This window comes from Chromobacterium sp. LK1, from assembly GCF_001043555.1.
GTDB lineage: Bacteria > Pseudomonadota > Gammaproteobacteria > Burkholderiales > Chromobacteriaceae > Chromobacterium > Chromobacterium aquaticum.
Genome location: NZ_LDUI01000052.1, coordinates 67,421 through 93,775, shown reverse-complemented (window position 1 = coordinate 93,775; position 26,355 = coordinate 67,421). Strand labels below are relative to the sequence as shown.

Here is a 26,355-nt window from a genome sequence, read left to right as displayed (position 1 = left end):
CACACTTATAACAGTAGGTTCAAAAAACAATACGGCACTTAGGGAGCGAGCGATGGGAAACTTTCTTGCGCAGTTCAGCATCCGGGTCAAAATCTTCGGCCTGATCGCTCTGGGCGTTTTGGCCTGTCTGATCATCGGCACCGTCGGTGTCAGAAGCACGTCGGATATGAACGACCTCACTGTCGATATGCACGACAATTTATTGATGTCGGTCTACTGGGTGGCCGTGGCCAACCAAAACGCGATTTACATCAACCGCGCTGATTACCGCTTTATCGCCGAAACCGAAAAAAAGCAGATGGATCAGGTCACAGCCAACCGTTCCAAATTCTTAGCGGAAATGAACCGGCTGATGGATCTCTATCGCAAAACCGTACTCACCCCGCCGGAAGTGGACGCGCTCAAACGTTTTGACGCCGCCTGGCCGGCCATGGAGGAAGCCTGTAAAAAAGTCCGCGACCTCAGCTACAGCGACTCTGGCGACGGCGCCAACAACAGGAAAGCGGTGGAACTAATGGCAAAGGAATGCCGGCCCAAATTCCAGGCCGTGGACGACATCATGAGCCAGATTGTCGACATCAATGTGAAAGGGGCCGACAAGGCCTTGAAAGACGCCGACGCCAAATACCAGCACGCGCGCAACGTCGTCATCGGCGTGCTGGTCGTGGCGCTGTTGATCCTGCTGGCGCTGGGCCTGATGATACAGAACGGCATCATCGGCAGCCTCAAGAGCGCGATGGCGGCCTTGTTCCAGTTGGGCAGCGGCGATCTGGGCGGCGAAATCAAGGTACAGGGCAAGGATGAAGTGGCGCAGATGATGCAATCGCTGGCCGATACCCAGAAGAAACTGCGCGTCACCGTCGGCGACATCATCAACTCCGCCACCAGCGTGGCCGCCACCGCCGAGCAACTGGCCGCCTCCACCGAACAAGTCAGCGCCAGCATAGGCCAGCAGGTCAACGCCACCTCCAGCGCCGCCGCCTCGATAGAGGAACTGACCGTCAGCATCGACCAATGCACCAATAACGCCTCGCTGGCGGACTCCCAGGCCAGCGAAGCCGGCAGCCAGGCCAAGATCGGCAATAAGGAAGTGCAGGACTCCACCCAGCAAGTGCGCAAGGTCAACGATAGCGTGGCCACCTCGGCCAATAATCTGGAATCGCTGTCGGAACAGGCGCAGATGATCAGCAGCATCGCCACCGTGATCAAGGAAGTGGCGGACCAGACCAATCTGCTGGCGCTCAACGCCGCGATCGAAGCCGCGCGCGCCGGCGAACAGGGCCGCGGTTTCGCGGTGGTGGCCGACGAAGTGCGCAAGCTGGCCGAGCGCACCACCGGCTCCGCCACCGAAATCACCCAGATGATCGCCAAGATCCAGGCCGGCGCCAAGGAGGCGGTGGACAGCATGCGCAGCAGCCGCCACATCGTCAGCCAGGTGGTGGAATCGTCGGAGCACGTCTCCACCACCATCAGCTCGGTGGAAGAGCGGGCGGAAGAAGTGGTCAGTGCCATCAGCGATATCGCGCTGGCGATGCAGGAGCAGCGCCAGGCCAGCACCGACCTGGCCGGCCGCGTGGAGGCGATTGCCCAGATGTCCAAGGAAAACGGCGTGGCCGTCGATGTGTTCTCGCAAGCCACCCGCGAGCTGGCGGTGGTGGCGGAGCGGCTGCAGCAGACCACGCTCGCCTTCAAACTGTAAGCTTCGCCCGCTTCAAGCCTCGCCCCGCCGGCCTCGCCCGCGGGGCGTTGGCTTTATTCCGGCCGGCCCTGCATTGACAGCCAAGGCCCGCCTCGCCAACAATAGCCCCGCGCCGCTGCAACTGCGGCGTTCGGGATTGGCCTCCCGAGAGAGACGTTCTCGCTATTGCTTTGCCCATTCGGGCGGGCCATGGCGAGGGCACCCCATGGGTGCGCCGGTATGAACGTCTCCCGGTAGGCCAACCTTGTCATGCGCCCGCCTAGCCGCGCCCCGCGGCCAGGCTGGCATCAGCTTGAGGAGGTTGCAATGTTGAAGTCTACCCAGCGGAGTCTCCGCATCGTCTCCCTTCCATCCCCCGCCCCGGCCTGGCGCTTGCCCGGCAGCCCATCCGTCCCCGCGTCCATCCACCTGCAGGAGGCGCGCCATGAGCAAAGTTAAAATCCTGAGCCTGCGCGCTCATTACCGGGAACGGGACCGCCGCGAAGCCGGGCTGCCCTTTGTCGGCTCGGCGCCGGATCGCAACTACCCGCACTATTGGCGCGTGCCCCAATGCCGCACCTTTCCCGAGGCGTTTGATCTGGGCGAACGCTACGGCGCCGCCTTGCTCCAGCTCTTCCACGATTACCCCGACCATGCCGGCAACGGCCTGCTCGGCCGCATCGTGCGCGATATGGACTTGCTGGATTTCAGCCTGCAGCGCGGTCTGCCCCTGGGGTTTTTCCACCACCTGGAAGTCATGATGTCAGCCGGCCAACAGGAACAAGGCGCTGAGGCGCCGCCGCCCGCCTGAGAACGGGGGCACGCTCTCGCGAGCAAGAGCGAGACCCGGTGAAAACCGCTGACGGCCAGCCCGGACGCCCCCCGCTCCGGGCCTGGCCGCTGCCGCGTCTGGGGAATCTGACAATGGCTGCCGCCGGCAAACTATGGTACAAAGCCTGCAATCCTTGCTGCGCGCGGCTGACAAGGCGGTTGCGCGAGTCACCTGTTTGATCCATTCACCCTACCCTCTTGGTGCCGGATAAAAACCACAGGCGGGTGACTCGCCCAGCCGGCGCCGCACGCACCCTTCCGTTCCACCCCGCCTCGCTTTCCCCTGAATCCCGTTCCGTCAATGGCCTAAAGGTCCGGTGCTTAATTTGTCCCGCGCCTTACCATGGGGCTTCGATTCATCAATCCGTAAAGGAGAGTCAGATGGCCAAGAGCAAACGCTCCGTCAAGAAACTGGCAGCGCTGGCGGACAAGGTGCGCGGGCAGAAGAAGGCGACCAAATCGGCGCGCAAGCTGGCCGCCAAGGTGCTGAAGCACCCGATGACCGACAAGCCGGTCAAGAAGAAAGAGCAGAAGCGCACCAAGAAGGACAAGACGGACAAGCAACAGGCTGAATAAGCCTCCCGCGGCTCAAGCCCTTTGAGCCCGCACGCGTAAAGGCGGCCGCCGGCAACTCTGCCGCGCCGCCTTTACGCATTCCGCCGCCGCTCACACCTGGTAGGCGGACACCGTCTGCAGAATCACCCGCGCCTGTCGGCTCAATTGGCCGGCGGCATCCGCCGAGCCATTGGACGCCGAGGAGTTTTCCTCCGCCATCTGCGCAATCTGTTCCACCCGCTGGGCAATGGTGTTGCTGGCCACGCTTTGCTCGGCGATGCTGTTGGAAATATCGCGCACCAGTTCCATCGCCTTGCCGCTGCTGCTGCGGATCTGGTCGATGGCGTCATTGGCGGCGCGGGTGTTGGCGGTTTCCTGGTGCACTTGTTCCACCACTCTTTCCATGCTCTGCACCGCTTCCAGCGTGCTGCTCTGCATTTTGTTGATGATGGCGGCAATCTCGGTGGTGGAACTGGCGGTGCGTTCCGCCAGCTTGCGCACCTCGTCGGCCACCACCGCGAAGCCGCGTCCCATTTCCCCGGCGCGCGCCGCTTCGATCGCCGCGTTCAAGGCCAAGAGATTGGTTTGGTCGGCGATATCCTTGATCACCCCCATCACCGAGGCGATGGTGGCGCTGTCTTCTTTCAATTGCCCGATACGCTCGGCGGCGTCGGTGATCGCGCCGGCCACCTCGGTGATGCCGCGCACGGTGGCGGAAATCACCTGCCCGCCCTCGGTGGCCATTTCACCGGCCTGCTGCGCCTGGCCGCGCGCTTCCACCGCGCTGGAGGCGACATGGTTGATGCTCACCGTCATCTGTTCCACCGCCGCCGCCATCGCCGCCGCCGATTCGCTCTGCACTTCCGAGCTGCGCGCGATTTCATGAGTGTTATTGGCCAGGCCGGACATCGCGCCGTCTATGGTGCCGATGCTGTCGCGGATTTCCTGGAAGCTGCGTTGCAGATTGTCCAGCAACTGATTGAAGGCGGTGGCGGTTTCCCCCACCTCGTCCATGCGCCCCACCGGCGCGCGCAGGCGGAAGTCCTTTTGCTGGTTGACATTGAATAGCGTGGAACGGATCTGGTGCAGGCTCAGGCGGATATGGCGGAACAACACCCAACCCAGCGCGCCGCTGAGCAGCAGACAGGCGGCGATCACCGCCAGCGAGCTGCCGAAGGCCAAGGTATAGGCGGCGGCATTGTCCTTGGACAGGCTGTCCGCCAGCGCGTAGTTAAAGTCGATGTGGTCGTTGAGGTCTTTGGCCAAGGCCTTGGCGGAGTCCGGTATCGGCCCAGCCACCAGCATGGCCTGCGTCGCCGCGCCCGGATGCTCGCGCGAAGCCTTCAAAAAGCTCTCGCGATTATTGCGGTAGGCTTGCAGATCCGCTCGGTCCTGCTGCAACAGCTTGCGGTCCGCGTCGTTGGACAGCAGGTCTTTCTCATAACTGGCCAGCACCTGCTCCAGCGCCTTGTCACCTTCGGCGATCTGCGCCTCGGCGTCCGCCTTGCTCTTGGCGTCGACGGCGATGCCGTGGCGATACGCGGCGACGCGCATCTTGGTCAAGGCCAGCAAGCCCTGATCCAGCGCCCGGATGCTGGGGAAGGTATTCACCTTCAGATAATCAAAACGCGCATTGGCGCTTTTGAGTTGCCACAAGCCGTAACTGCCAATACCGATCAAGGCCAGCATGGCCACCATCATGGTCAGCATGAGCCGTTGTGAGATATTCATTTTGTTTCTCCGTTTCTTCGCCCGACACCTATGTCTTGTTATAGGCGCAGCGAAAAACCCAGAGAAAGTTCTAATTTTGAATATCTATTAAATACCAATCGTCACGCGGTGCTAAAACCGTGCTTACGCTCTTGCGAGCTAGAGCGAAACCAGGGGCAAGGCGCGCCAACGCGGGCCCCGGGGTTTTGTGAGCGGCTTTAAACCTGGTATTGCGTGACCGTGTGCAGGATATTCTTGGCCTGCCGCTGCAATTTCTCCGCCGCGTCGGCGGAGGCGCTGGAAGCGGAGGCGTTTTCCTCCGCCATCTGCGCGATTTGCTCCACTTTCTGCGCAATGGTGTTGCTGGCGCTGCTTTGCTCGTTGATGCTGCCGGAAATATCCTTGACCAGCGCCATCGCCTGGCCGCTGCTGTCCTGGATTTTTTCGATCACGGTATTGGCCTCGCGGGCATTGTCGGTTTCCTGGTGCACCTGCTCCACCACTTTTTCCATGCTCTGCACCGCGTCCAGCGTGCTGCCCTGCATCTTGTTGATGATGGTGGCGATTTCAGTGGTGGACTTGGCGGTGCGCTCCGCCAGCTTGCGCACTTCGTCCGCCACCACCGCGAAGCCGCGCCCGGTCTCGCCGGCGCGCGCCGCTTCGATCGCCGCGTTCAAGGCCAGCAGATTGGTCTGATCGGCAATGTCCTTGATCACCCCCATCACCGAGGCGATGGTGGCGCTGTCGTCCTTCAGTTGCTCGATGCGCTGCGCGGCGTTGGAGATGGCGCCGGCCACTTCGGAAATGCCCAGCACGGTGGCGGAAATCACTTGCCCGCCTTCGCTGGCCATGCTGCCCGCCTGCTGCGCCTGGGTGCGCGCTTCCACCGCATTGTCGGCCACGTGGTTGATGCTCACCGTCATTTGTTCCACCGCCGCCGCCATCGCCCCGGCGGATTCGCTTTGCAGTTCCGAGCTGCGCGCAATCTGATTGGTGTTGGCCGCCAGGCCGGAGGTGGCGCTGTCGATCTCGGCGATGCTGTCGCGTATGCCCTTGAAGCTTTGCTGCAAATCATCCAGCAAGCGGTTGAAGGCGGTGGCGGTACGGCCCACTTCGTCCATGCGCTCCACTTCGGCGCGCAGGCGGAAGTCCTTGCTGGAGCTGACGCGGTCCAGCGTGGAGCCGATCAGGTTCAGGCTGCGGCGGATGTTGCGGAACAGGGTGAAGCCCAGCGCGCCGCTGAGGATGAGCGCGCCCAGAATCACCACCAGCGAGGACACGAAAGCCTGTTCATAGGCGACGGCGTTATCCGCGGACAGCTGCTTGGCCAGCTTGTAGTTGTATTCGATGTGATCCTTGATGTCCTTGACCACGGCTCTGGCCACCGGCATCAACGGCCCGCTCACCAATTCCTTGCGGGTGATCTCCGGCGGCTGCTCTCGCGACATTTTGAACACCGCGTTGCGCTGCTGGCGATATACCTGGATGTCCGCCTTGTCCTTTTCTATCAGCCGCCGGTCCTCGTCATCGGACACCAGCTCTTTCTGGTACTTGTCCAGCACCTGATCCATCTGCTTGTCCAGCTCGGCGATGCTGACCTCGATCTCGGCCTTGAGCTTGGGGTCTTCGCTGATGCCGTGGCGATAGGTCAGCACCCGCATATCGGTTTGCGCTTGCAAGGCTTGGTCCAGCGCGTGAATGCTGGGGAAGGTGTTGATCTGCAGGTAATCGAAACGCTCATTGGCCCGGTGCAGTTGGAGCAGGCCGTAGCTGCCAACGGCGAACAGGCCCAGCAGGGCCACCGCCAAGGTCAATAACAAGCGCTGGGATATGCTCATGGTTTCCCCCTCAATCCGTTGCATATGAAGCTCGATTCTTTATAGGTACGTATTTCGGTAATTTTCAAATCATTTGGCATGCAAAATCAGGCTTTTGCACTGAAGAAACGCACCGTAGAATGTCCTCGCAATCACAAAAAACCCATAATGACAAAGGAGAACGATCATGATGGCATTCCGCACCCGTAAACGCCTGCTGCTCAGCGCGCTGGCGCTGGGCCTGAGCCTGGGCTTCAACGCGCCGGCGCTGGCGCTGAGTCCGCCGGCCGCGCCGCAGGTCAAATACGATTACGACTACGACATCTTCCACCCGGTGCATGCGCGCAACGGCATGGTGGCCACCGAGCAGGGGCTGGCCTCGCAAGTGGGGCTGGACATCCTGCGCCAGGGCGGCAACGCGGTGGACGCCGCGGTGGCGGTGGGCTTCGCGCTGGCGGTGACGCTGCCCAATGCCGGCAACCTGGGCGGCGGCGGCTTCATGGTGCTGCACGACGCCAAGAGCGGCCGCAATATCGCGCTGGACTTCCGCGAAACCGCGCCGTCCAAGGCCAGCCGCGACATGTATCTGGACGCGCAAGGCAAGGTGGCGGACGGCCGCTCGCTGTACACCCACCTGGCGGTGGGCGTGCCCGGCACCGTGGCCGGCCTGGCGCACGCGCAGCAGCGCTGGGGCAGCCTGCCGCTAGCCAAGGTGATTGCGCCGGCGGTGAGGCTGGCGGAGCAAGGCTTCGCCGTGTCGCAGACGCTGGCCGAGATGCTGGAAGTGGAAAAGGACAATCTGGGCCGCTGGGACAGCAGCCGCGCGGTGTTTTTCCGCGACGGCCGCCCCTTGCGCGCCGGCGAGAAGCTGGTGCAGCGCGACCTGGGCAAATCGCTGCGCCTGATCGCGCAGCAGGGACCGAAGGCGTTTTACCAGGGCGGCATCGCCGACAAGATCGTGGCGGAGATGGCGCGCCACGGCGGCCTGATCTCCAAGACGGATCTGGCTGGCTACAAGGTTGAGGAACGCGCGCCGGTCAGCGGCAGCTACCGCGGCTATCAGGTGGTGTCCATGCCGCCGCCCAGCTCCGGCGGCATTCACATCATCCAGATCCTGAACCTGCTGGAACGCTACCCTTTGGCCGACTACGGCTCCAATAGCGCGCAGACCATCCACTACCTGGCCGAGGCGATGAAGCTGGCCTATGCCGACCGCTCCGAATACCTGGGCGACCCGGCCTTCGTCAAAGTGCCGCAAGCCGGCCTGACCTCCAAGCGCTACGCCGATCAGTTGGCCGCGTCCATCGATCCGGTCAAGGCGCGCCCCGCCGCCGAGATCAAGCCGGGCAAGCCGCAGCCCTATGAAAGTGACCAGACCACTCACTATTCCATCGTCGATAAACAAGGCAACGCGGTGGCTGTCACCTATACGCTGAACCTGAACTTCGGCAGCGGCATCATCGCCGGCGGCACCGGCATCCTGCTCAACAACGAGATGGATGACTTCTCCGCCAAGCCCGGCGTGCCCAACGCCTTCGGCCTGATCGGCGGCGACGCCAACGCGGTGGCGGCCGGCAAGCGGCCGCTGTCGTCGATGTCGCCCACCCTGGTGTTGAAAAACGGCAAGCCGTGGCTGGTCACCGGCAGCCCCGGCGGCGCGCGCATCATCACCACCACCTTGCAAACCATCGTCAACGCCATCGACTTCGGCATGAACCCGGCCGAAGCCGCCGCCGCGCCGCGGGTGCATCATCAATGGCTGCCGGATGAGTTGCGGGTGGAAAAGGGCCTGAGCCCGGACACGCTGCGCCTGCTGCGCGAACAGGGCTACCAGATCGCGGTCAAGCCCAGCATGGGCCGAACCCAGACCATCCAGCTGCGTGACGACGGCCTATACGGCTATTCCGATCCGCGCAACCCCGACGGCGCGACCCTGGGCTATTGAGCCCGTCCGGCGCCGGGCCGGGCGGGCGCCTCGCGCGTTCTCCCCGGCCCGGCTCACCGATAAAACGGCAAGGGGTGTGCAATTGGCCATAATGCAAGCATGCTGAACGGAGAAAAACCGCCGATGCTGAAATCGCTGAGCCGCGCCGCGCTCGCCTTGTCGCTCTTGCCCAACGCCGGCGCGGCCACCCTGCACTTCGCCACCCAGGACTTCCCGCCCTTCATCGAGGTGAGCGACAAGCCACAGCCGCAGGGCCTGATGGTGGATGTGCTGGTGTCCGCCTGCCAGCGCCTGGGCTGGAGCTGCGAGATCCAGCCCATGGTGTGGCGCCGCGCGCTGCTCTTGGCCGAGGAGGGCAAGGTGGATGGCATCTTCCCGGTGCAGGATACTCCGGAGCGCCGGCTTTCGCTGGCCTTGAGCGCACCGGTGTTCAACAGCAGCTACGGCCTGTTCGCCACCGCCAGTTCCAACTTCCGCTACCAACAACCCCAGGATCTGGCGCTGCGCCGCATCGCGGTATACGGGCCGTCCATCACCCAGAACGCGCTGGATAAATTGGTCGCCGGCCTGCCCAATATCAACATCACCGTGGAAAACAATCAGGAAACGGTGTTGAAGAAATTGGCCGCCCTGCGCTATGGCGCGGACGCGGTGGTGTTCGCCAACGAGGACGTCACTCGCTTTCTGATCCGCCGCGAGGCCTTGAGCGGCATCCGCCCGCTCGCCACCATTCAGCCGCTGACCTATCTGTACGGCTTCCCGCTGAAAAACGTGAAACCCAATACCGTGGCGGATTTCAATCAGGCGCTTGCCGCCATGTGCCGCGACGGCACCTTGCCGCGGCTGGCGCGTCGCTACAATGTGCGCATGGCTGGCTGCAAGTGATACCCGCCCTTCATTAGATAGAAATTACTATCAATTAAGTTGAACATTTCAGCCACATCAGCTAGAATTGTTCAAAATATCAAACAGCCACCTTAAGCGCGCAGCCGTTTTGCGCTTATCTTGCGCTTCAATGCGATAAACAACCCTTCTGCCCCAAACGGTTTCACGGGGCAGCCTAAGCGACCGACTGTCTTTGCTGACGGCGTCATCCGCGCGTTTAGCGGAGCGTTGTTGCGCCTCTAGCGCATGTGGCCCCGGATCTTCATCACAGGAGCTTTTCATGCCCATTCATCAACAAGACCAACCCATGCTGGGATGGCTGTGCCTGTTGGCCGCCATCGTCACCGAAATCATCGGCACCTCCTTCATGGCCTACGCCGCCCGCACCGAAAGCTACTGGGGCTATGGCGTGATGGCCGCCGCGCTGGCGCTGTCCTACTACTTCCTGTCGCTGGCCATCCGCACCATCGCGGTGGGCGTGGCCTACGCCGCCTGGGAGGCGCTGGGCCTGGCCGGGCTGGCGCTGATCGGCGTCTATGTGTTCGGCGAAGCCTTGCTGACCCAGGAAATGATAGGTCTGGCGCTGTCCGTGGTCGGCATCGCCTGCGTGGTGTTCGGCGAAGACCATGGCAACGCCGAGGAGCAAGCCGCATGAAAACCGTTTTCTACTTATTCGTGGTGTCTTCGGCGCTGATCGAAGTGGCCGCCAACCTGATGCTGGAAAAGTCCAACGGCTTCCGCCACAAGGCCTGGGGCTTCGGCGCCATCGCCATGGTATGGGTGGCTTTCGCCTTGCTGGGCCAGGCGGTGCGCGGCATCGATCTGGCGGTGGCCTACGCGCTGTGGGGCGCGCTGGGCATCATCGGCACCGCCATCGGCGCACGGGTGTTCTTCGGCCAGAAGCTGAAGCCGCTGGGCTGGCTAGGCATGGCGGTGGTGATTTCTTCGGTGGTGGTGCTGACCACGGCGTGACGGTTTTATGACGCGTCGCAGCAGGCCACCTGTCCAATCTGAATATGGCGATGTGTCCGTTATCGGTTTACGGTACGGGCTCCATCCAGGCAATGAAAGGCTGAGACATGCAACAGTATCAAGTTTTGAGCGGCATGAGCCAGGAACCCTTGGAGAACCCCCAAGCCTTGCTCACCCTTTGCGAGCACTGCGCCAGCGATGTCGGCATCCTGGCCATCCACGGTGAAACGGATCAACCCTGCGAGTTGTGCGGCGAGGTAGACTAAGCCGCGCCTTCCGTCTCCACACCGGGCCGGCCTTGCCGGCCCTTTGTTTTTCCCGGCGCCGCCGCGCCGGCACAGGAATACCGATGCCGATTCAAAAACTGGACCACGCCGCCCTGCCAGACTGGGTGGCGCTGCGCCAACAACTCTGGCCGCACCATGCGTCCGCCGCCCACTACCGCGACGGCGAGGCCATCCTCGCGTCGGGCCACCTTGCCACCTTCCTGGCGCGGGACGCCACCGGCCAGGCGGTGGGCTTCGCCGACGCGGCGATCCGGCACGACTATGTCAATGGTTGCGCCGACAGCCCGGTGGCTTTCCTGGAAGGCATTTTCGTGTTGCCCGCCTGCCGGCGACACGGCATCGCCCGGCAACTCGTTGCGGCGGTGCAGGCCTGGGGCCTGGAGCACGATTGCGCGGAACTGGCGTCCGACGCGCCGCTGAGCAATGTCGATTCGCAGCGCATGCACGCCTGCCTGGGTTTCGAGGAAACTGAAAGAGTGGTGTTTTTCAGGAAGGCGCTGGTCTAGCAGCGGCGACTGCGCGCAAAACCCATTCCATTCCCGGCCATCGCGGCCGCGTAGATTTGCTGCCGGCAAGATCTCCATGATGCAATAGCGCTCATCAGCGATTCATGGCGGAGACCGCCAATGCCCGGCCCCTTCCGCCCGCCAACCCGCCATGTGCGGCGATCCCTGCTTCAGCAGCGCCGCTTGCTCAAGGGCTCGCTGCCCGTGATCAGCTTCTATCTGGCCGAAGTGGCGATGACGCTTACCGATGCGGCCTTCGTCGGCCATCTCGGCAACACGGAGCTGGCGGCGATAGGTCTTTCCATCGGCGCGCTGTTTCCATTGATATTTGGCGGCATGGCCTTGGTCTCGACCGGGTGCATCTTCGTTTCCGAGGCCCATGCGCGCGGTGATCACGCCGGTACCCAGGCGGCGCTCGATCTCAGTCTATGGGCCTGCCTCGCCCTGTCCCCGGCGCTGATTGCCGTCGCCTTGCTGCTGCCGGCGGCGTTCCGTCTTGCCGGCCAGGACCCGGCCGTGGTCGCCTTGTGCGGGCAATACCTTGCCGTCGTCAGCTGGAGCATTCCCGCAATGCTGGGTTTCAGCGTCTACCGCGCCTATGTTTCGGCGCTGGGCGCGAACCGGGTGATCTTCGTCGTCAGCCTGGGCGGTGTGCTGCTGAATGCCGCGCTCAATTATGGACTGGTTTTCGGAGCGCTCGGCCTGCCCGCCCTTGGTTTGCCCGGCGCGGCGATAGGAACCGCCTTGGCCAGTTGGGCGATGTTGTTCGCCATCGCTCGCCACTGCCGGCATCGACTCGGCTACCGCTTTCGCTGGTGCTCGCGGTCTGGGCTGGACAGACAAACCTGCCGCGACCTGCTCCGCATCGGCCTGCCCTCCTTCGCTATTGGCTTGTTCGAAAGCAGCTTGTTCGGCGTGGTGACGCTGCTGGCGGGCTACTTCGGCGTGGCCTTCATGGCCGCCACCACCATAGCCATCTACGTTGGCGATCTTTTCATCATCCTGGCGCTGGGAATAGGCGATTTACTGACCGTGCAACTGGCCGCCAAGGCGGCGCGGGGCGATGTGCGCGGCGGCCGCCGGCTGGCCTGGAGCGCTCTGCTGCTGATCACCGTGCTGACCGCTCCCCTGGCCGCGCTTTGCTGGTGGGGGCCGGACTGGATTGCCGGCATCTTCATCGATACCGCCAAGGCCGAGGCGGCCGAGGTGTTGCGATACGCCCAAATCCTGCTGGGCATTCTTGCCTGGTTCTTGCTGGCGGATGCCGCTCAAATCATCTTGTCGCGCAGTCTGAAAGGCTTGCGCGACACGCTGGCGCCAATGTGGATCGCCAGCATCGGCTATTGGCTGATAGGCATAGGCGGCGGCTGGATGCTGGCCACCCAGGGAGGGCTGGGCGGCGTCGGCCTCTGGTATGGGCTGGCCGCGGGGCTCAGCTTGGCGGCGCTTGCGCTGGCGTGCCGGCTAGGCGCATGGACCCGACCAGCAAACTGCCCACAACAAGATAAAAACACCATGCGCAGTGACACAGAACTCCTTGGCTAGCTATGACCGATGCAGCTTCCTAGAAGTCCAACTTTATTGATCCTTCTGGGGTTCTGCCACCTCGATCGGCCATTTGGCAAAGGCCAGATACCAGAGTGCAAGAATATTGAAAACAGGAACGAAGATGATCAAGCTACCCCATTTTGAATACCCCATCTTTGAAATCACCATTCCAAACAGAATGATGACAATAAAAGCCACTATTGCCGCAGCCACTAATAAGAGCATGTCAACATCTCCTTTATTTATTATTTTTAAACGCTGGCCATGCCGAATTTGCCAGCACCAGCATTACTAGCAGCATGCCTACGGCGGGAATGAAAACGGCCAAGGCATAATATGGCGGCAAGCCCGCGCGCCTGAATATTCGCCATAGGGGATAAAGCGTCATCAGGCCAATCACGAAAACATTTACAAAAAGTTGCAAAAGACATTCTCTTTCTTATCTGTTCATCACAGCTATTCAACACAGCACCCCTGGCTTCATCGCCGGCATGCCAGATAACTCTCCACGGCTTTTTGGCATGACCTTCAAGCTTGCATTTCGCCTGCCGTCATCCCGTCTCGCCAAACCAATACCCCGCCTGCGCAGGGTATATTGATTTGGATTGCCCAGAAGGCACGCCCTCAAGAGAACTGAAATAGAAAAGGTGCCTGAGCACCTTTTCTATTTGGGGGTCTCGATGGGGGTATCAAAAATCAAAAGGTCGAAACCCGCACACGCCCCCAAAACACAATCTACTGATTTCGTTACACCTTCACGGTATCGGCCAGTTCCTGGTAATCGGCGATCTCGTTGAAGTTCATGTAGCGGTACACTTCGCCGGCCTTCTGATTGAGCACGCCGATGTCGGCCATGTATTCCTCCTTGGTCGGAATGCGGCCCAGACGGGAGCAGATCGCGGCCAGTTCGGCGGACCCCAGGTAGACGTTGGAGTTCTTGCCCAGACGGTTGGGGAAGTTGCGGGTGGAGGTGGACATCACGGTGGCGCCCTCCTTCACCTGCGCCTGGTTGCCCATGCACAGCGAGCAGCCCGGCATTTCCATGCGCGCGCCGGCGGTGCCGAAGGTACCGTAATGGCCTTCCGCGGTCAGTTGTTCGGCGTCCATCTTGGTCGGCGGCGCCACCCACAGTTTCACCGGGATGTCGCGCTTGCCTTCCAGCAGCTTGGAGGCGGCGCGGAAGTGGCCGATATTGGTCATGCAAGAGCCGATGAACACTTCGTCGATCTTGGCGCCGGCCACGTCGGACAGGGTTTTCACGTCGTCCGGGTCGTTCGGGCAGGCCACGATGGGTTCGTGGATGTCGGCCAGGTCGATCTCGATCACCGCCGCGTATTCCGCGTCGGCGTCGCCCTTCAGCAGCTGCGGATTGGCGATCCAGGCCTCCATCGCCTTGATGCGGCGCTCCAGCGTGCGCGCGTCCTGATAGCCGTTGGCGATCATGGTCTTCATCAGGGTGATGTTGGAGGTCATGTATTCGATGATAGGCGCTTTGTCCAGGTGCACGGTGCAACCGGCGGCGGAGCGCTCGGCGGAGGCGTCGGACAGCTCGAATGCTTGCTCCACCTTCAGATCCGGCAAGCCTTCGATTTCCAGGATGCGGCCGGAGAAGGCATTTTTCTTGCCGGCCTTGGCCACGGTGAGCAGGCCCTGCTTGATCGCGTACAGCGGAATGGCGTTGACCAGATCGCGCAGGGTCACGCCCGGCTGCATCTTGCCCTTGAAGCGCACCAGCACCGATTCAGGCATGTCCAGCGGCATTACGCCGGTGGCGGCGGCGAAGGCCACCAGGCCGGAGCCGGCCGGGAAGGAGATGCCGATCGGGAAGCGGGTGTGGCTGTCGCCGCCGGTGCCCACGGTATCTGGCAGCAGCAGGCGGTTCAACCAGCTGTGGATCACGCCGTCGCCCGGGCGCAGCGACACGCCGCCGCGGGTGGAGATGAAGGCCGGCAGTTCCTTGTGCATCTTCACGTCCACCGGCTTGGGATAGGCGGCGGTGTGGCAGAAGGACTGCATCACCAGATCGGCGGAGAAGCCCAGGCAAGCCAGGTCTTTCAGTTCGTCGCGGGTCATCGGGCCGGTGGTGTCCTGGGAGCCGACGGTGGTCATCTTCGGTTCGCAGTAGGTGCCCGGGCGCACGCCCTGGCCTTCCGGCAGGCCACAGGCGCGACCGACCATTTTCTGCGCCAGGCTGAAGCCCTTGCCGGAATCGACCGGGGCCTTGGGCAGGCGGAATTCGGTGGATGCCGGCAGGCCCAGCGCTTCACGCGCCTTGCCGGTCAGACCGCGGCCGATGATCAGGTTGATGCGGCCGCCGGCGCGCACTTCATCCAGGATCACTTCGGACTTGAGCGCGAAGTCGGCGATCTTCTGGCCGGCCTTCTCGATCTTGCCGGCATACGGGTAGATGTCGATCACATCGCCCATTTCCATCTTGGACACGTCCACTTCGATGGGCAGCGCGCCGGAGTCTTCCTGGGTGTTAAAGAAGATGGGAGCGATCTTGCCGCCCAGACAGACGCCGCCGAAACGCTTGTTCGGCACGTAAGGGATGTCTTCGCCGGTGCCCCAGATCACGCTATTGGTGGCGGATTTGCGGCTGGAGCCGGTGCCGACCACGTCGCCGACATAAGCGACCAGATGGCCTTTTTGCTTCAGGTCTTCGATGAACTGCATCGGGCCGCGCTTGCCGTCTTCTTCCGGGGTGATGCCGGGACGGGCGTTTTTCAGCATGGCCAGGTAGTGCAGCGGGATGTCCGGACGGCTCCAGGCGTCCGGCGCCGGGGACAGGTCGTCGGTATTGGTCTCGCCGGTCACCTTGAACACGGTGACGGTGATTTTCTCGGCCACCGCCGGACGGCTGGTGAACCATTCCGCGTTGGCCCAGGATTCCACCACTTGCTTGGCGTGGGCGTTGCCCTTGTCCATTTTCTCCTTCACGTCGTGGAAGGCGTCGAACATCAGCAGGGTTTTCTTCAGGCCATCGGCGGCGATCTGCGCCACGGCGGCGTCGTCCAGCAGGTCGATCAGCGGCTTGATGTTGTAGCCGCCCAGCATGGTGCCCAGCAGCTGAGTGGCCAGCTCGCGGGAGATCAGCGGGGATTTGACGTCGCCCTCGGCCACGGCGGCCAGGAAGGAAGCCTTGACCTTGGCGGCATCGTCAACGCCCGGCGGCACGCGATGGGTGATCAGATCGACCAGGGTGCTTTCCTCGCCCTTGGGCGGGTTTTTCAGCAGTTCGACCAGCGCTTCCACTTGTTTGGCGGACAGCGGCAGCGGCGGGATACCCAGCGCGGCGCGCTCGGCCACGTGTTGACGATAAGCTTCCAGCATGACTTTGACCTTTATAGCTTGGGTTGTCGGCAGCGTCCCCGGCATGGCCCGCGCTGCTGCGCGCGGCGATGCCGGCAAGGCTATGGACCGCGCGGTGAGATGCCGATGGCCGCGGCCCAGATTTCATGCCTGAAGATTACGCTGTTAGCGGTCCGCTTTCAAACGAGTTATCGCAACATAGATTGTGAGATAAAATCACAGCATGAGCACTTATCCCCCACTCAACACCCTGCGTATTTTTGAGGCAGCGGCTCGTCTGGAAAGCTTTTCCGCCGCCGCCGGCGAACTCTTCGTCACCCACGGGGCTGTGAGCAAGCAGATCAAGCAGCTGGAAGATTGGCTGGGCGTGCCGCTGTTCGAGCGCAGCGGCGGCCGCGTCAAGCTGACCGACCCTGGCTGGCGCTATCTGGTGCAGGTGCAGGACGGCCTGGATTTGATCGCCAACGCCACCTCCCAGCTGCTGCAGCCGGACCGCCAGCGCCGGCTCAGCATCAATTCCACGCCCACTTTCGCCATGCATTGGCTGCTGCCACGGCTGAGCCGCTTTCGCGAGCAGTTTCCGGAGCTGGAGCTGCACCTGGCCACCTCGGACCGCGACATCAGCCGGCTGGACAGCCCGTTCGACATCGCCATCCGCCGTGGTCCCGGCGATTGGCCCGGCCATATCGCCAAGCCGTTTCTGAAGGAGTGGGAGCTGCCGCTGTGCAGCCCGGCGCTGCTGGCGGCGGCGCCCATCGCCAGTCCGGCGGACCTGGCCCGGCATACCTTGCTGTACGCCGATACCCGCCCAACCGCCTGGCAGCGCTGGCTGACCCTGGCCGGGGTGCCGGAGCTGAAACCGGCCAGCGCCATGCATTTCGATCGCTTCTCCCTGGCGCTGCAGGCGGCGATGGATGGCCTGGGCGTGGTGCTGGGGCCGATGCCGATGGCGCAGGCGCAGATCGATGCCGGCGCATTGCTGTCGCCGTTGCCGGCGCCGGTGGCGACGGTGCGCGACTATTGCTGGGTGGCGCCGCGCATGGCGGCGGAAGACGCGACGGTGGCGGCGTTCTGCCGCTGGCTGGAAAGCGAGGCCGCGCGCCCGGAAACCGCCTGAGCCGGGTTCAGCGCGGGGTCACGCCGATCTGCCTCAGCTCCGGCGGCGCGGTGTCGCGCGGCAGCCATTTATTGTAGATGCGCTTGAAGGCGCCGTCTTTCTTGACCGCGGCGAAGGCGTCGTGCCAGCGCCGGATTTCGGCCGCCGAAGTGCCGCGCGAGAACGCCAGGTAGAGTTCCAGCGACTCCAGCACCTTGACCACTTCCACCGCGTCCGGCGGCTGATGGATGTCTTTCAGCACCGAGGCGACCACGAAACCGCCTTCCGACCACATATCGTAGCGGCCCACCAGCAGCTTTTGCGCGGTCACTTGCGGCGTCGGCGCCAGATCCACCTCGACGAAGCCGGCGGCGGAGGCCGCGTCGGCGAAGATGCTGCCACGGTAAGCGCCCACCGGACGCTGATATATGCCGGAGCCCAAGGCCAGCAGAGCGGCGGCTTCGCCCTTGCGCGCCAGCAACACGGTCTGGGAAATGGCGATGGGTCCCAGCAGCGTCATCTGCTTCTCACGCGCGTCATTGCGCCCCACGGTGAACAGCATCACATTGGGCGCGGTGGTCACCTCCTTGTAGCCACGCGCCCAGGGCACCACTTCAATCGCGCTATTGTCATGCATGCGCGACTGGATCTCGCGCACCACCTCCACCGCCATGCCGTCCGGCACACCGTTATGCAGATAGGTGATGGGCGGCCAGTCCTCGGTGTAGATCGTGATGGCCCGCGCTGGCCAAGCCGCCAGCAGCAATAGCAGCGCCAATATCGCTTTCATGATGATTCTCCGCCGGCTTGATCCTGTCTTTATTCATAGCCGCGCTTGACCGCGGCTGCAGAGGAATCGCCGGCGCGCCAGCCTGACGGAAACGATACCAAATGCATGCGATTTGGCATTCAAGCATTAAGCAGCAAACAAGCCGGCCATGCCACGGACTCATGGTCCGCAAAGCGTCGCTGGCCCATGGCTGGCGTGGCCCGGCCGCCAGCGCGGGGCGTCCATGACGACGGCAAACGGCTTATCCGCTATAATGGCGCGTTGTGCCGGCGTAGCGCCGGCCTTATCATTCGCGCACCACCCAAAGCTAAGGATAGTCATGAGCCGCATCACCCTCTCCCGCTTTTTGATCGAACAGCAACGCAAGGCCGGCTCGCTGCCGCCCGAGCTGCGCCTGCTGATCGAAACCGTTGGCCGTGCCTGCAAGGCCATCAGCTACTCGGTGAACAAGGGCGCGCTGGCCGGCGTGCTGGGCGAGGCCGGCACCGGCAATATCCAGGGCGAGGCGCAGAAGAAGCTGGACGTGATCGCCAACGATTACCTGCTGGACGCCAATGAATGGGGCGGCAGCCTGGCGGCGATGGCCTCCGAGGAAATGGAGCTGCCCTATCACATTCCCGGCGAATACCCCAAGGGCGAATACCTGCTGATGTTCGATCCGCTGGACGGCTCGTCCAATATCGACGTCAATATCTCGGTGGGCACCATTTTCTCCATCCTGCGCTGTCCGCATGGCATAGATCACGCCACCGAGGGCGCCTTCCTGCAGCCAGGCACCGAGCAAGTGGCCGCCGGCTACACCGTGTACGGCCCGCAAACCTTGCTGGTGCTAACCTTTGGCAGCGGCGTCAACGGCTTCACACTGGACCGCGAGCAAGGCTCTTTCGTGTTGACCCACCCGGACATGAAGGTGCCGGAAAGCACCGGCGAGTTCGCCATCAATATGTCCAATATGCGCCACTGGGATGCGCCGGTGAAGCGCTATGTCGACGAATTGCTGGCCGGCAGCACCGGCCCGCGCGGCCGCGATTTCAATATGCGCTGGGTGGCGTCCATGGTGGCGGAAGTGCACCGCATCCTCACCCGCGGCGGCATTTTCATGTACCCGCGCGACGCGCGCACGCCGGATCAGGCCGGCAAGCTGCGGCTGATGTATGAAGGCAATCCGATGGCCTTTGTCGTGGAACAGGCCGGCGGCGCGGCCACCAACGGCCATCAGCGCATCATGGAAATCCAGCCGCAAAAGCTGCATGAGCGCGTGGCGGTCTTCCTCGGCTCCAAGGAAGAAGTCGAGCGCGTTACCGGCTACCACGCCGAACAGCAGTAAGCGGCCACGCCAAACAAAACAAGCCCTGCCGGATTCGACAGGGCTTGTTTTTGTTCGCCGCCGGCGCTAGCGCAATTGCTCGCGCACTTCCATCAGCGCGAAACCCAGCAGATTGCTGCCGTCCCACATCTCAGGCAGCCGTGCCTGCGGATCGTCCTCGGCCCAGCCTATGCCCCAGATGCAATCCACCGGGCTGGCTTCCACCAATACCGCGTCGCCGGTGCCGCGCAGAAAATCGCCCAATAACGGATTTTGCCGGAACTTGGCCAGATTGCCTTGCATCACCACCTCGCAACAACGCTGCTGCCACAAGGCGGAATCAAAGCCACGCACCTGGCGCCCCAGCGCCTTGGCCTCGGCCGGGCTGGCCGCCGCCAGTATGCGGCCGCGGGTTTCGGCATCCTCGAACAGGCGCGCTTTTTCCGCCATCATATAATGCTCGGCGCTGGCGTAATGCGTGCCGCCAAGTTCAAAGCCCGCCATGTACCATTGACTCAGGCAGCTCTTGCAGACGCCGCCGTCGTGCTTGGGCCGGTGCCCCCAAAAAAACAGGAAATCCAGGGTTTCGCCGGCCGCAGCCCGCTTGCGCAACTCACTTACCGTTCGGATCGCCATGGTCCGCGTCCTCCACTTCCAGCGCGGCATCCGCCGCAAAAAAAGCCAAGAGCCCCATCTTCGTGTCCGCTGTCGCCGCGGCGCTGAACATCTTCATGGCCATCACTATAAGGAGCCGGAACCGGCTTAGACAAGCGCGGCGCGAACCCGAACCGCGCGCGCATCCGCCAGCTTCCGCGCAAACCGACAAAAACAATGATTAATTACCGCGCCGCGATGATTTTGCCCGTTAACGCGGCGGCGGCGCGCAGTGGATATGCAACACTGCCTTACCAACATAGGTGCGCCCCACCCGCTTGCCCATAGGTAAAACTACTGATGGCCGCATTGCGGCGCCGAGCCAGACAGGAGTATGTTGATTCCACGCCGCCATGCCGCGGCGAGAACCGAAACGACAAACACTGGGGAGACCGGCATGACCGTGGTGATCACGCTGGACATGGTATTGGCGCAGCGCAAGCTCAGCTCCAAAGCGCTTGCGCTGGCCATAGGCATCACGCCGCAGAACCTGTCGCTGCTGAAACGCGGCAAGGTCAAGTGCCTGCGGCTGGATACGCTGGACGCGCTGTGCCGGCAGCTAAGCTGCCAGCCAGGCGATTTGCTGGCCTATCGCCGAGAAGCCGACGAAGACCCCACGCTGTGACGCTCAGCCGGCGGCCTGGCGCGCGCCGCGCGCCGCAGTGCGGCCGGAATGCAGATAGTCCGCGATGTAGTCCTGCGACACTTCGCCATTGTAACGGCCGTCGTCGTCCAGCACCGGCATCCAGGTCAGGTTGTGCTCATACAGCCGGGACAGCACCACGCGCAGGTTCTCGCCCGCCGCCGCGGTCACGCTCACCGGCTTGATCTTGTCCGCGCACACGCCATCCGCGCCGCGCGCATCGCGCCGGCGCACGAAGCCCAGCGGCAAGCCGTCCGCGTCCACCACGGTCAGGTGCATCAGGTCGTTGTCGTCCATCAGGCTGTAAGCGGCCGCCAGCGGCGTGTCCAGCCGCGCGGTCAGCGTTTCCTGCTGATCGGCCACTTCGCCGGCCTGCACCAGCAGCAGGCGCTTGAGCGTGCGGTCCTGGCCGACGAAGCTGGCGACGAAGTCGTCGGCCGGCCGCGCCAGGATTTCGTCGGAGCCGGCGCATTGCACCATGCGGCCCTGGCGGAATACCGCGATGCGGTCGCCCAGCTTGATCGCCTCGTCGATATCGTGACTGACCAGCATCACGGTCTTGCCCAGCTGGCGCTGCATTTGCAGGAATTCGTTCTGGATCTGCTCGCGGTTGATCGGGTCCACCGCGCCGAAGGGCTCGTCCATCAGCAAGACCGGAGCGTCGGCCGCCAGCGCGCGGATCACGCCGATGCGCTGCTGCTGACCGCCGGACATTTCACGCGGATAGCGTTGCAGGAAGCGGTTGGGATCCAGCGCCACCATGCTCATCAGTTCGCGCGCGCGCTCGCGGCAACGCTTCTTGTCCCAGCCCAGCATGCGCGGCACCACGGTGATGTTGTCCTCGATGGTCATATTGGGAAACAGGCCGATCTGCTGGATCACGTAGCCGATCTGGCGGCGCAATGTCACCGAGTCGATGCCGGCGGTGTCCTCGCCATTGATCAGCACCTTGCCCGATGTCGGCTCGATCAGCCGGTTGATCATCTTCATGGTGGTGGTCTTACCGCAGCCGGACGGCCCCAGCAGCACGCAGATTTCGCCTTCCGGCACGTGCAGATTGACATTGTCCACCGCCTGGAAGACTTGGCCGTTTTTCTGGGTAAATTGCTTGCAGAGGTTTTGCAGTTCAATCATCAACGAATTCCTTTCGGGGTCAGCGCGCGCTGAGCGCGCAGCAACAACCAATCCATGGCGACGGCGAGCACGCTCACCGCCAGTGCGCCGGCAATCAGTTTGCGGATGTCGCTCTGACTGATGCCGTGCAAGATCAAGGTGCCCAGGCCGCCGGCGCCGACGATGGCGGCAATCGCCATCACGCCGATGTTCAGCACCACCGCGGTGCGGATGCCGCCGAAGATCAGCGGCGTGGCCAGCGGCAGTTCCACCCAGCGTAGCCGCTGCCAGAAGGTCAGGCCCAGGCCGCGGCCGGCTTCACGCACGCCAGGGTCCAGATGAGTCAGCGCGGTGTGGGTGTTGCGCACGATGGGCAGCAGGGAATAGAGGAAGGCGGCGGTAATCGCCGGCACCGCGCCTATGCCCTGTCCGATCAGGGAAAACAGCGGGATCATCAGGCCGAACAGCGCGATGGCGGGGATGGTCAGCACAATGGTGGCCAGGCTCAGCACTAGGCCGGCCAGCGCCTGGAAGCGCACGATCAGCACCCCCAGCGGCACGCCCAGCAGCACCGCCAGGCCGACGGCGATGCCCACCAGCCTCAGATGTTGTTCCGTCAAGGTGGCGATTTGCGGCAAGTCTTGCCAGATGAACTGGCAGGTTTGCAATAGGGTTTCCATGCGGCCTCCTTTAGATCAGGCCGCGCTGGCGCAGGAATTCGCTGGCGACTTCCTTCACCGGACGGTGCTCGATATCCACCTTGGCGTTGAGCGCCGCCATGGTGTCGTTGTCCATCAGCGCCGCCAGCTTGTTCAACTCATCGGCGAGGCCGGGATTGGCCTCCAGCGTCTCGCGGCGCACCACCGGGGTGGCGGCATAGGCGGGGAAATAGCCCAGGTCGTCCTGCAGCACCACCAGGTCGAAACCCTTGACGCGGCCGTCGGTGGTGTAAACCAGTCCGGCGTCGACGAAGCCGTCGCGGATGGCGTTATAAACCAGGCCCGGGTCCATCTGGCGGATCTGCGGCCGGCTCAGCTCCATGCCGTACAACTGCTGCATCGGCTTCAGTCCATCCGGCCGGCCGGCGAACTCCATGTCGAAGCCCAACTGCCAGCGCTTGGCGCTTTCATTGCTCTCATTCACCCGCCGCGCCAGGTCGGACAAGGTGCGCACGCCCTCGGCCTCGGCGCGCACGCGCCGCATCGCCAGCGCGTAGGTATTGTTGAGCGGCGCCGGGTTCAACCAGATCAGGCCCAGCGGCTCGTCCAGCTTCTTCACCGTGGCGTAAGCCTCCTCGCTGCTCATTTTCTTCTGAATGCCGTGGTGGATGATCAGGCCGGTGCCGGTGTAATCCCAAGCCAGGTCCAATTGGCGGTTCACCAGCGCATTGCGCAGGATCACCGTCGCCAGATCCGGCTTGCGCATCACTTGGTAGCCTTTGCTGTTCAGGTACTCCGAGGTGATCTCGGACAGCAGGTGTTGCTCGGTGAAGTTCTTGCTGCCCAGCACCAGGCCGGCGGCAAACGCTGGCGCGGCCAGCAGCAAGGCCGCCAGCGCCAGCGCGCGGCGCGCCAGCTTGCGCCAGCGTGGGAAAAGAAGTGCTTGTGTCATGGATATCCTCCGTGTGGACGCCAGTCGGAACGGGCGACAGCGGGGTGTTCGAATCAGGCCAGGCCGCGAGCGGCCGCCAGACGGCCCACGCCGGCCAGCGCCAGGTCCAAGGCCAGCGCGATCAGCGCGGTGGCGCCGGCGCCCAGCAGCAAGGCGGTGTGATTGTTCAGGTAGATGCCGGGGAAGATCAGTTCGCCGTAGCTGCTGGCGCCGATCAAGAAAGCCAGCGGCGCGGTGCCCACATTCAGCGCCAGGGCCACCCGCACGCCGGACAGCATCACCGGGAAGGCATTCGGCAATTCCACCCGCCACAGCCGCTGACGCGGGGTCATGCCCAGCGCGTCCGCCGCTTCCAGCAGCGCCGGAGACAAACCGGCCAGGCCGGCATAGGTATTGCGCACGATGGGCAGCAAGGACGCCAGGAATAGCGCGACGATGGCCGGCGCGTCGCCGATGCCGATCAGGGCCATGGCCAGCGCCAGCACCGCCATCGGCGGCAAGGTGTTGCCGATATTGAAAATCTGCATCCAGTATTCAGCGCTGTGCCGCAGCCGCTGACGGCTGAGCAGCACGCCGCTGGGCAAGCCCACCGCCAGGGCCAACGCCATGGACGCGCCCACTAGGCAGAGATGCTGACGCCCCAGGTACAGCAGGTCTTCGCGGTACTCGCTCCATACGGCGGGGCTGACGCCGTAAATCAATCCCGCCGCCACTGCGGCCAGGATCAGCCCGATCATGCTGCGCTTGCTAAACGCTCTTTTGTGCATCTGCGTCCTCCTAGGCGGAACCGATGGCGGCCAGGGCCACGACGATCCGCTGTAATGATCGCGACAACTAGAGAGCTGCCAGTAGATAGACATCCGGTGTTCACCGGACATGAGGTGCGTAAAACGCGGAGTTCGACAGCGGCAAAGCTGCCGATTTTGAGTGGCGCGGTGTGCGCCTGATGAAAAACCTAATAAGTTATAACACTGTTTGTATCGAACATGCAAATTTTCTAATTTACGTTAACAGCCGTTTATGGCCGATGCAAGGCCTTGAAAAGCCGATATTTCTTTACCTGCAAATAAAGCCAAATGGATAAGCCGACGACGCATCCCCGCCACCGCCGCGGGCATCCCCCTATAAGGTACGCGCGCGAGAACGGCCGTGAGCGCAGCCGGCCAGCGCTTGCCATCGGCATGACTCGGCCGCAGAATGCGCTATTCCGGATACCGGAATAATGGCGGCAAAAAATATGGACAGATTCCATCTGATGACTGTATTCATCGCCACGGCGGAGGCGGAAAGCTTTGCCGGCGCGGCGCGCAAACTGGGCTTGTCGCCGCCAGCGGTGACCCGCGCGGTGGCCGCGCTGGAAACTCGGCTGCAAGTGCGGCTGCTGAACCGCAGCACCCGTCATGTGCGTGTGACCGAGGCCGGCCAGCGCTATCTGGAGGACGCGCGCCGCGTCATCGCCGCGGCCGACGAGGCGGACGAAGCCGCCGCCGGCATAGACGCGCCGCCGCGCGGTTTGCTGACCGTGACCGCTCCGGTGCTGTTCGGCCGCCGTTACGTGATGCCGGGCATCAGCGACTTCCTGCGCCGCCACCCCGGAGTGACCGTGGACGCGCTATTGCTGGACCGAGTGGTCAATCTGCTGGAAGAAGGCGTGGACGTGGCGATACGCATCGGCGAACTGCCGGATTCCAGCCTGCGCGCGCAACGCGTGGGCCAAGTACGGCTGCTGCTGTGTGCGTCGCCGGACTATCTGGCGGAACACGGTGCGCCGGCCTCGCTGGAGGATTTGCGCCGCCACGCCATCATCGCGTCGCGCGGCGTCGGTTCCGTCGCTGAATGGCGCTTCCAGCGCGGCGGCAAGATACTGAGCGCGCGGCTGACGCCCCGACTCACCGTCAGCGACAACGAGGCGGCGATCGCCGCCGCGGCGGCCGGCGTCGGCATTACCCGTCTGTTGTCCTATCAGGCCGCGCCGCTGCTGGCTTCCGGCCAGTTGCGCACGGTGCTGAGCGACAGCGATGATGCGGTCCAGGCCATTCACATCGTCCATCAGCAAGGCCGGCTGGCTTCGGCCAAGACCCGCGCCTTCATCGAATTGATGGCGCAACGGCTGCGCGCCGATCCGGCGCTGCGCTAGCGCCGCCATCCCCTTTCACCCTCGTTCAAGGAGACCTATCCATGTTGACCCCGCTTAAGGACAAGAGCGTACTCATCACCGGTGGCACCGCCGGCATCGGCCTGGGCCTGGCCCGTGCCTTCGCCGGCGCCGGCGCGCGCGTGGCGATCAGCGGCCGCAGTCAGGACAAACTGGATGCCGCGCTGGCCCGGCTGCGCGCCGAAGGGCTGAACGCGGCCGGTCACATCGCCGATGTGGCCCGGCCGGAGGACGTTGCCCGCCTGCTGTCCGCCACCGCGGCGCAGGCCGGCCTGGACATCCTGTGCTGCAATGCCGGCATCTTCCCGTCCGCCCCGCTGGCAAGCATGAGCGCCGAGGAGTGGGACCAGGTGCAGCACACCAATGTACGCGGCAACTTCCTGTGCGTGCAGGCGGCGCTGCCCTTTCTGCGCCAGGCCGAGTACGGCCGCGTCATCCTCACCTCCTCCATCACCGGTCCGGTCACCGGCTATGCCGGCTGGAGCCATTACGGCGCCAGCAAGGCGGCGCAGCTGGGCTTCATGCGCAGCGCGGCGCTGGAGCTGGCGCGCGACGATATCACCATCAACGCGGTGATGCCGGGCAATGTGCTGACCGAGGGCCTGCATGAGCTGGGCGAGGACTATCTGAACAAAATGGCGGCGGCGGTGCCGCTGCGGCGGCTGGGCAGCGTCGACGACATCGCCAACGCCGCGCTGTTCTTCGCCAGCAAGGAGGCCGGCTTCATCACCGTCCAGACCCTGATCGTCGACGGCGGTCAGGTGTTGCCGGAGTCGCTGGACGCCATGGCCGGCTGAGCGCGACAAACCTCCGGCCGGCATCGCTGGCCTCGGCGCCAGCGATGTTCCAGCGCTCACATGGGGCTTTTCAATAGATTTCATTTCAAAAAAACAATAAAGACATAACAGCATGCGCCACGATGGCGATTGACTGTGCGCGAA

The 26,355-nt window shown here is 63.4% G+C and carries 25 protein-coding genes; 15 read left to right on the top strand and 10 right to left on the bottom strand.

Going from position 1 to position 26,355, the window contains the following annotated elements; all coding sequences use genetic code 11:
* Nucleotides 1-52: 52 nt before the first annotated feature.
* The 3 genes from VI26_RS20275 to VI26_RS20265 all read left to right on the top strand — a co-directional run bounded on the left by VI26_RS20275 (nucleotide 53) and on the right by VI26_RS20265 (nucleotide 3,085).
* On the top strand, nucleotides 53-1,699 hold the full coding sequence (locus VI26_RS20275) for a methyl-accepting chemotaxis protein (protein ID WP_053074552.1): 1,647 nt from the start codon (nucleotides 53-55) through the stop codon (nucleotides 1,697-1,699).
* Nucleotides 1,700-2,123: 424 nt separating this feature from the next.
* Nucleotides 2,124-2,489: a hypothetical protein gene (locus VI26_RS20270; RefSeq protein ID WP_048411576.1), complete on the top strand. Its 366-nt coding sequence runs from the start codon at nucleotides 2,124-2,126 to the stop codon at nucleotides 2,487-2,489.
* 401 nt (nucleotides 2,490-2,890) lie between these two features.
* Nucleotides 2,891-3,085: a hypothetical protein gene (locus VI26_RS20265; protein WP_048411575.1), complete on the top strand. Its 195-nt coding sequence runs from the start codon at nucleotides 2,891-2,893 to the stop codon at nucleotides 3,083-3,085.
* A gap of 90 nt (nucleotides 3,086-3,175) precedes the next feature.
* On the opposite strand, the gene VI26_RS20260 is transcribed toward VI26_RS20265, so the two are convergent.
* Both VI26_RS20260 and VI26_RS20255 read right to left on the bottom strand, forming a co-directional pair.
* Nucleotides 3,176-4,795 (bottom strand): methyl-accepting chemotaxis protein, encoded by a 1,620-nt coding sequence (locus VI26_RS20260; protein WP_048411574.1) that lies wholly within the window; start codon nucleotides 4,793-4,795, stop codon nucleotides 3,176-3,178.
* Nucleotides 4,796-4,992: 197 nt separating this feature from the next.
* Nucleotides 4,993-6,612 carry a methyl-accepting chemotaxis protein gene (locus VI26_RS20255; RefSeq protein ID WP_048411573.1) on the bottom strand — a complete coding sequence of 540 codons (1,620 nt, stop codon included), beginning with the start codon at nucleotides 6,610-6,612 and terminating at the stop codon, nucleotides 4,993-4,995.
* A 166-nt stretch (nucleotides 6,613-6,778) separates the two neighbouring features.
* Here VI26_RS20255 and ggt point away from each other — a divergent pair, with 166 nt between their 5' ends.
* The 7 genes from ggt (at nucleotide 6,779) to VI26_RS20225 (ending at nucleotide 12,731) form a co-directional block, all read left to right on the top strand.
* On the top strand, nucleotides 6,779-8,536 hold the full coding sequence (ggt, locus tag VI26_RS20250) for a gamma-glutamyltransferase (protein ID WP_048411572.1): 1,758 nt from the start codon (nucleotides 6,779-6,781) through the stop codon (nucleotides 8,534-8,536).
* A gap of 123 nt (nucleotides 8,537-8,659) precedes the next feature.
* Nucleotides 8,660-9,421, top strand: coding sequence for an ABC transporter substrate-binding protein (locus VI26_RS20245; protein WP_197081546.1), 762 nt, complete (start codon nucleotides 8,660-8,662; stop codon nucleotides 9,419-9,421).
* 280 nt (nucleotides 9,422-9,701) lie between these two features.
* The gene (locus tag VI26_RS20240; RefSeq protein ID WP_048411570.1) at nucleotides 9,702-10,076 is read left to right on the top strand and encodes a multidrug efflux SMR transporter; all 375 of its coding nucleotides are present in this window, start codon (nucleotides 9,702-9,704) and stop codon (nucleotides 10,074-10,076) included.
* Entirely contained in the window at nucleotides 10,073-10,393 is a 321-nt protein-coding gene (locus tag VI26_RS20235; RefSeq protein ID WP_048411569.1) for an SMR family transporter, read from the top strand. The genes VI26_RS20240 and VI26_RS20235 overlap by 4 nt, the downstream gene beginning before the upstream one ends.
* 107 nt (nucleotides 10,394-10,500) lie before the next feature.
* Nucleotides 10,501-10,659, top strand: coding sequence for a hypothetical protein (locus VI26_RS24740; RefSeq protein WP_156183980.1), 159 nt, complete (start codon nucleotides 10,501-10,503; stop codon nucleotides 10,657-10,659).
* Nucleotides 10,660-10,742: 83 nt separating this feature from the next.
* Nucleotides 10,743-11,186: an aminoglycoside 6'-N-acetyltransferase gene (gene aac(6') / locus VI26_RS20230; RefSeq protein WP_048411568.1), complete on the top strand. Its 444-nt coding sequence runs from the start codon at nucleotides 10,743-10,745 to the stop codon at nucleotides 11,184-11,186.
* Between the two features lie 120 nt (nucleotides 11,187-11,306).
* Entirely contained in the window at nucleotides 11,307-12,731 is a 1,425-nt protein-coding gene (locus VI26_RS20225) for an MATE family efflux transporter (protein ID WP_048411567.1), read from the top strand.
* A 33-nt stretch (nucleotides 12,732-12,764) separates the two neighbouring features.
* Here the strand turns inward: VI26_RS20225 and VI26_RS20220 are convergent, their stop codons facing one another.
* Together VI26_RS20220 and acnB are read right to left on the bottom strand one after the other, a co-directional pair.
* Nucleotides 12,765-12,959 (bottom strand): hypothetical protein, encoded by a 195-nt coding sequence (locus VI26_RS20220; RefSeq protein ID WP_048411566.1) that lies wholly within the window; start codon nucleotides 12,957-12,959, stop codon nucleotides 12,765-12,767.
* A gap of 522 nt (nucleotides 12,960-13,481) precedes the next feature.
* Entirely contained in the window at nucleotides 13,482-16,067 is a 2,586-nt protein-coding gene (gene acnB / locus VI26_RS20215) for a bifunctional aconitate hydratase 2/2-methylisocitrate dehydratase (RefSeq protein ID WP_048411565.1), read from the bottom strand.
* Nucleotides 16,068-16,269: 202 nt separating this feature from the next.
* On the opposite strand from acnB, the gene gcvA reads away from it, so the two are divergent.
* The gene (gene gcvA / locus VI26_RS20210; RefSeq protein WP_048411564.1) at nucleotides 16,270-17,163 is read left to right on the top strand and encodes a transcriptional regulator GcvA; all 894 of its coding nucleotides are present in this window, start codon (nucleotides 16,270-16,272) and stop codon (nucleotides 17,161-17,163) included.
* A gap of 7 nt (nucleotides 17,164-17,170) precedes the next feature.
* Here gcvA and VI26_RS20205 read toward each other — a convergent pair whose 3' ends face one another.
* The gene (locus VI26_RS20205; protein ID WP_053074550.1) at nucleotides 17,171-17,932 is read right to left on the bottom strand and encodes an ABC transporter substrate-binding protein; all 762 of its coding nucleotides are present in this window, start codon (nucleotides 17,930-17,932) and stop codon (nucleotides 17,171-17,173) included.
* A 319-nt stretch (nucleotides 17,933-18,251) separates the two neighbouring features.
* Between VI26_RS20205 and VI26_RS20200 the strand changes: the two genes are divergently transcribed.
* Nucleotides 18,252-19,259, top strand: coding sequence for a class 1 fructose-bisphosphatase (locus VI26_RS20200; protein WP_048411563.1), 1,008 nt, complete (start codon nucleotides 18,252-18,254; stop codon nucleotides 19,257-19,259).
* 66 nt (nucleotides 19,260-19,325) lie between these two features.
* On the opposite strand, the gene VI26_RS20195 is transcribed toward VI26_RS20200, so the two are convergent.
* A complete protein-coding gene (locus VI26_RS20195) occupies nucleotides 19,326-19,874 on the bottom strand; it encodes an NADAR family protein (RefSeq protein ID WP_048411562.1) in 549 nt (182 codons plus the stop codon).
* A 415-nt stretch (nucleotides 19,875-20,289) separates the two neighbouring features.
* Between VI26_RS20195 and VI26_RS20190 the strand changes: the two genes are divergently transcribed.
* Nucleotides 20,290-20,517, top strand: coding sequence for a helix-turn-helix transcriptional regulator (locus tag VI26_RS20190; RefSeq protein ID WP_048411561.1), 228 nt, complete (start codon nucleotides 20,290-20,292; stop codon nucleotides 20,515-20,517).
* Nucleotides 20,518-20,520: 3 nt separating this feature from the next.
* Here VI26_RS20190 and VI26_RS20185 read toward each other — a convergent pair whose 3' ends face one another.
* From VI26_RS20185 to VI26_RS20170, 4 genes are read right to left on the bottom strand one after another with little or no spacing between them, the layout of a single operon-like run.
* Nucleotides 20,521-21,669 (bottom strand): betaine/proline/choline family ABC transporter ATP-binding protein, encoded by a 1,149-nt coding sequence (locus VI26_RS20185; protein WP_048411560.1) that lies wholly within the window; start codon nucleotides 21,667-21,669, stop codon nucleotides 20,521-20,523.
* On the bottom strand, nucleotides 21,669-22,328 hold the full coding sequence (locus VI26_RS20180; RefSeq protein WP_048411559.1) for an ABC transporter permease: 660 nt from the start codon (nucleotides 22,326-22,328) through the stop codon (nucleotides 21,669-21,671). Before VI26_RS20180 ends, VI26_RS20185 begins: the two co-directional genes overlap by 1 nt.
* A gap of 10 nt (nucleotides 22,329-22,338) precedes the next feature.
* The gene (locus VI26_RS20175; RefSeq protein WP_048411558.1) at nucleotides 22,339-23,259 is read right to left on the bottom strand and encodes a glycine betaine ABC transporter substrate-binding protein; all 921 of its coding nucleotides are present in this window, start codon (nucleotides 23,257-23,259) and stop codon (nucleotides 22,339-22,341) included.
* A 53-nt stretch (nucleotides 23,260-23,312) separates the two neighbouring features.
* The gene (locus VI26_RS20170) at nucleotides 23,313-24,026 is read right to left on the bottom strand and encodes an ABC transporter permease (RefSeq protein WP_048411557.1); all 714 of its coding nucleotides are present in this window, start codon (nucleotides 24,024-24,026) and stop codon (nucleotides 23,313-23,315) included.
* A gap of 470 nt (nucleotides 24,027-24,496) precedes the next feature.
* Here VI26_RS20170 and VI26_RS20165 point away from each other — a divergent pair, with 470 nt between their 5' ends.
* Together VI26_RS20165 and fabG are read left to right on the top strand one after the other, a co-directional pair.
* Complete coding sequence (locus tag VI26_RS20165; RefSeq protein ID WP_048411556.1) at nucleotides 24,497-25,396, top strand: LysR family transcriptional regulator; 900 nt, start codon at nucleotides 24,497-24,499, stop codon at nucleotides 25,394-25,396.
* Between the two features lie 41 nt (nucleotides 25,397-25,437).
* Nucleotides 25,438-26,211, top strand: coding sequence for a 3-oxoacyl-ACP reductase FabG (gene fabG / locus VI26_RS20160; protein ID WP_048411555.1), 774 nt, complete (start codon nucleotides 25,438-25,440; stop codon nucleotides 26,209-26,211).
* Nucleotides 26,212-26,355 lie beyond the last annotated feature (144 nt).

Bases quoted from the DNA above. Each gene is read 5' to 3' on its own strand.
- VI26_RS20165 (WP_048411556.1), top strand. From the start codon at position 24,497: ATGGACAGATTCCATCTGATGACTGTATTCATCGCCACGGCGGAGGCG.
- VI26_RS20195 (WP_048411562.1), bottom strand. From the start codon at position 19,874: ATGGCGATCCGAACGGTAAGTGAGTTGCGCAAGCGGGCTGCGGCCGGC.
- VI26_RS20265 (WP_048411575.1), top strand. From the start codon at position 2,891: ATGGCCAAGAGCAAACGCTCCGTCAAGAAACTGGCAGCGCTGGCGGAC.
- VI26_RS20235 (WP_048411569.1), top strand. From the start codon at position 10,073: ATGAAAACCGTTTTCTACTTATTCGTGGTGTCTTCGGCGCTGATCGAA.
- VI26_RS20185 (WP_048411560.1), bottom strand. From the start codon at position 21,669: ATGATTGAACTGCAAAACCTCTGCAAGCAATTTACCCAGAAAAACGGC.
- VI26_RS20200 (WP_048411563.1), top strand. From the start codon at position 18,252: ATGAGCCGCATCACCCTCTCCCGCTTTTTGATCGAACAGCAACGCAAG.
- VI26_RS20270 (WP_048411576.1), top strand. From the start codon at position 2,124: ATGAGCAAAGTTAAAATCCTGAGCCTGCGCGCTCATTACCGGGAACGG.
- VI26_RS20255 (WP_048411573.1), bottom strand. From the start codon at position 6,612: ATGAGCATATCCCAGCGCTTGTTATTGACCTTGGCGGTGGCCCTGCTG.
- ggt (WP_048411572.1), top strand. From the start codon at position 6,779: ATGATGGCATTCCGCACCCGTAAACGCCTGCTGCTCAGCGCGCTGGCG.
- VI26_RS24740 (WP_156183980.1), top strand. From the start codon at position 10,501: ATGCAACAGTATCAAGTTTTGAGCGGCATGAGCCAGGAACCCTTGGAG.
- gcvA (WP_048411564.1), top strand. From the start codon at position 16,270: ATGAGCACTTATCCCCCACTCAACACCCTGCGTATTTTTGAGGCAGCG.
- VI26_RS20190 (WP_048411561.1), top strand. From the start codon at position 20,290: ATGACCGTGGTGATCACGCTGGACATGGTATTGGCGCAGCGCAAGCTC.
- VI26_RS20245 (WP_197081546.1), top strand. From the start codon at position 8,660: ATGCTGAAATCGCTGAGCCGCGCCGCGCTCGCCTTGTCGCTCTTGCCC.
- VI26_RS20175 (WP_048411558.1), bottom strand. From the start codon at position 23,259: ATGACACAAGCACTTCTTTTCCCACGCTGGCGCAAGCTGGCGCGCCGC.
- acnB (WP_048411565.1), bottom strand. From the start codon at position 16,067: ATGCTGGAAGCTTATCGTCAACACGTGGCCGAGCGCGCCGCGCTGGGT.
- VI26_RS20225 (WP_048411567.1), top strand. From the start codon at position 11,307: ATGCCCGGCCCCTTCCGCCCGCCAACCCGCCATGTGCGGCGATCCCTG.
- VI26_RS20170 (WP_048411557.1), bottom strand. From the start codon at position 24,026: ATGCACAAAAGAGCGTTTAGCAAGCGCAGCATGATCGGGCTGATCCTG.
- VI26_RS20220 (WP_048411566.1), bottom strand. From the start codon at position 12,959: ATGCTCTTATTAGTGGCTGCGGCAATAGTGGCTTTTATTGTCATCATT.
- VI26_RS20240 (WP_048411570.1), top strand. From the start codon at position 9,702: ATGCCCATTCATCAACAAGACCAACCCATGCTGGGATGGCTGTGCCTG.
- VI26_RS20205 (WP_053074550.1), bottom strand. From the start codon at position 17,932: ATGAAAGCGATATTGGCGCTGCTATTGCTGCTGGCGGCTTGGCCAGCG.
- VI26_RS20275 (WP_053074552.1), top strand. From the start codon at position 53: ATGGGAAACTTTCTTGCGCAGTTCAGCATCCGGGTCAAAATCTTCGGC.
- VI26_RS20260 (WP_048411574.1), bottom strand. From the start codon at position 4,795: ATGAATATCTCACAACGGCTCATGCTGACCATGATGGTGGCCATGCTG.
- VI26_RS20180 (WP_048411559.1), bottom strand. From the start codon at position 22,328: ATGGAAACCCTATTGCAAACCTGCCAGTTCATCTGGCAAGACTTGCCG.
- fabG (WP_048411555.1), top strand. From the start codon at position 25,438: ATGTTGACCCCGCTTAAGGACAAGAGCGTACTCATCACCGGTGGCACC.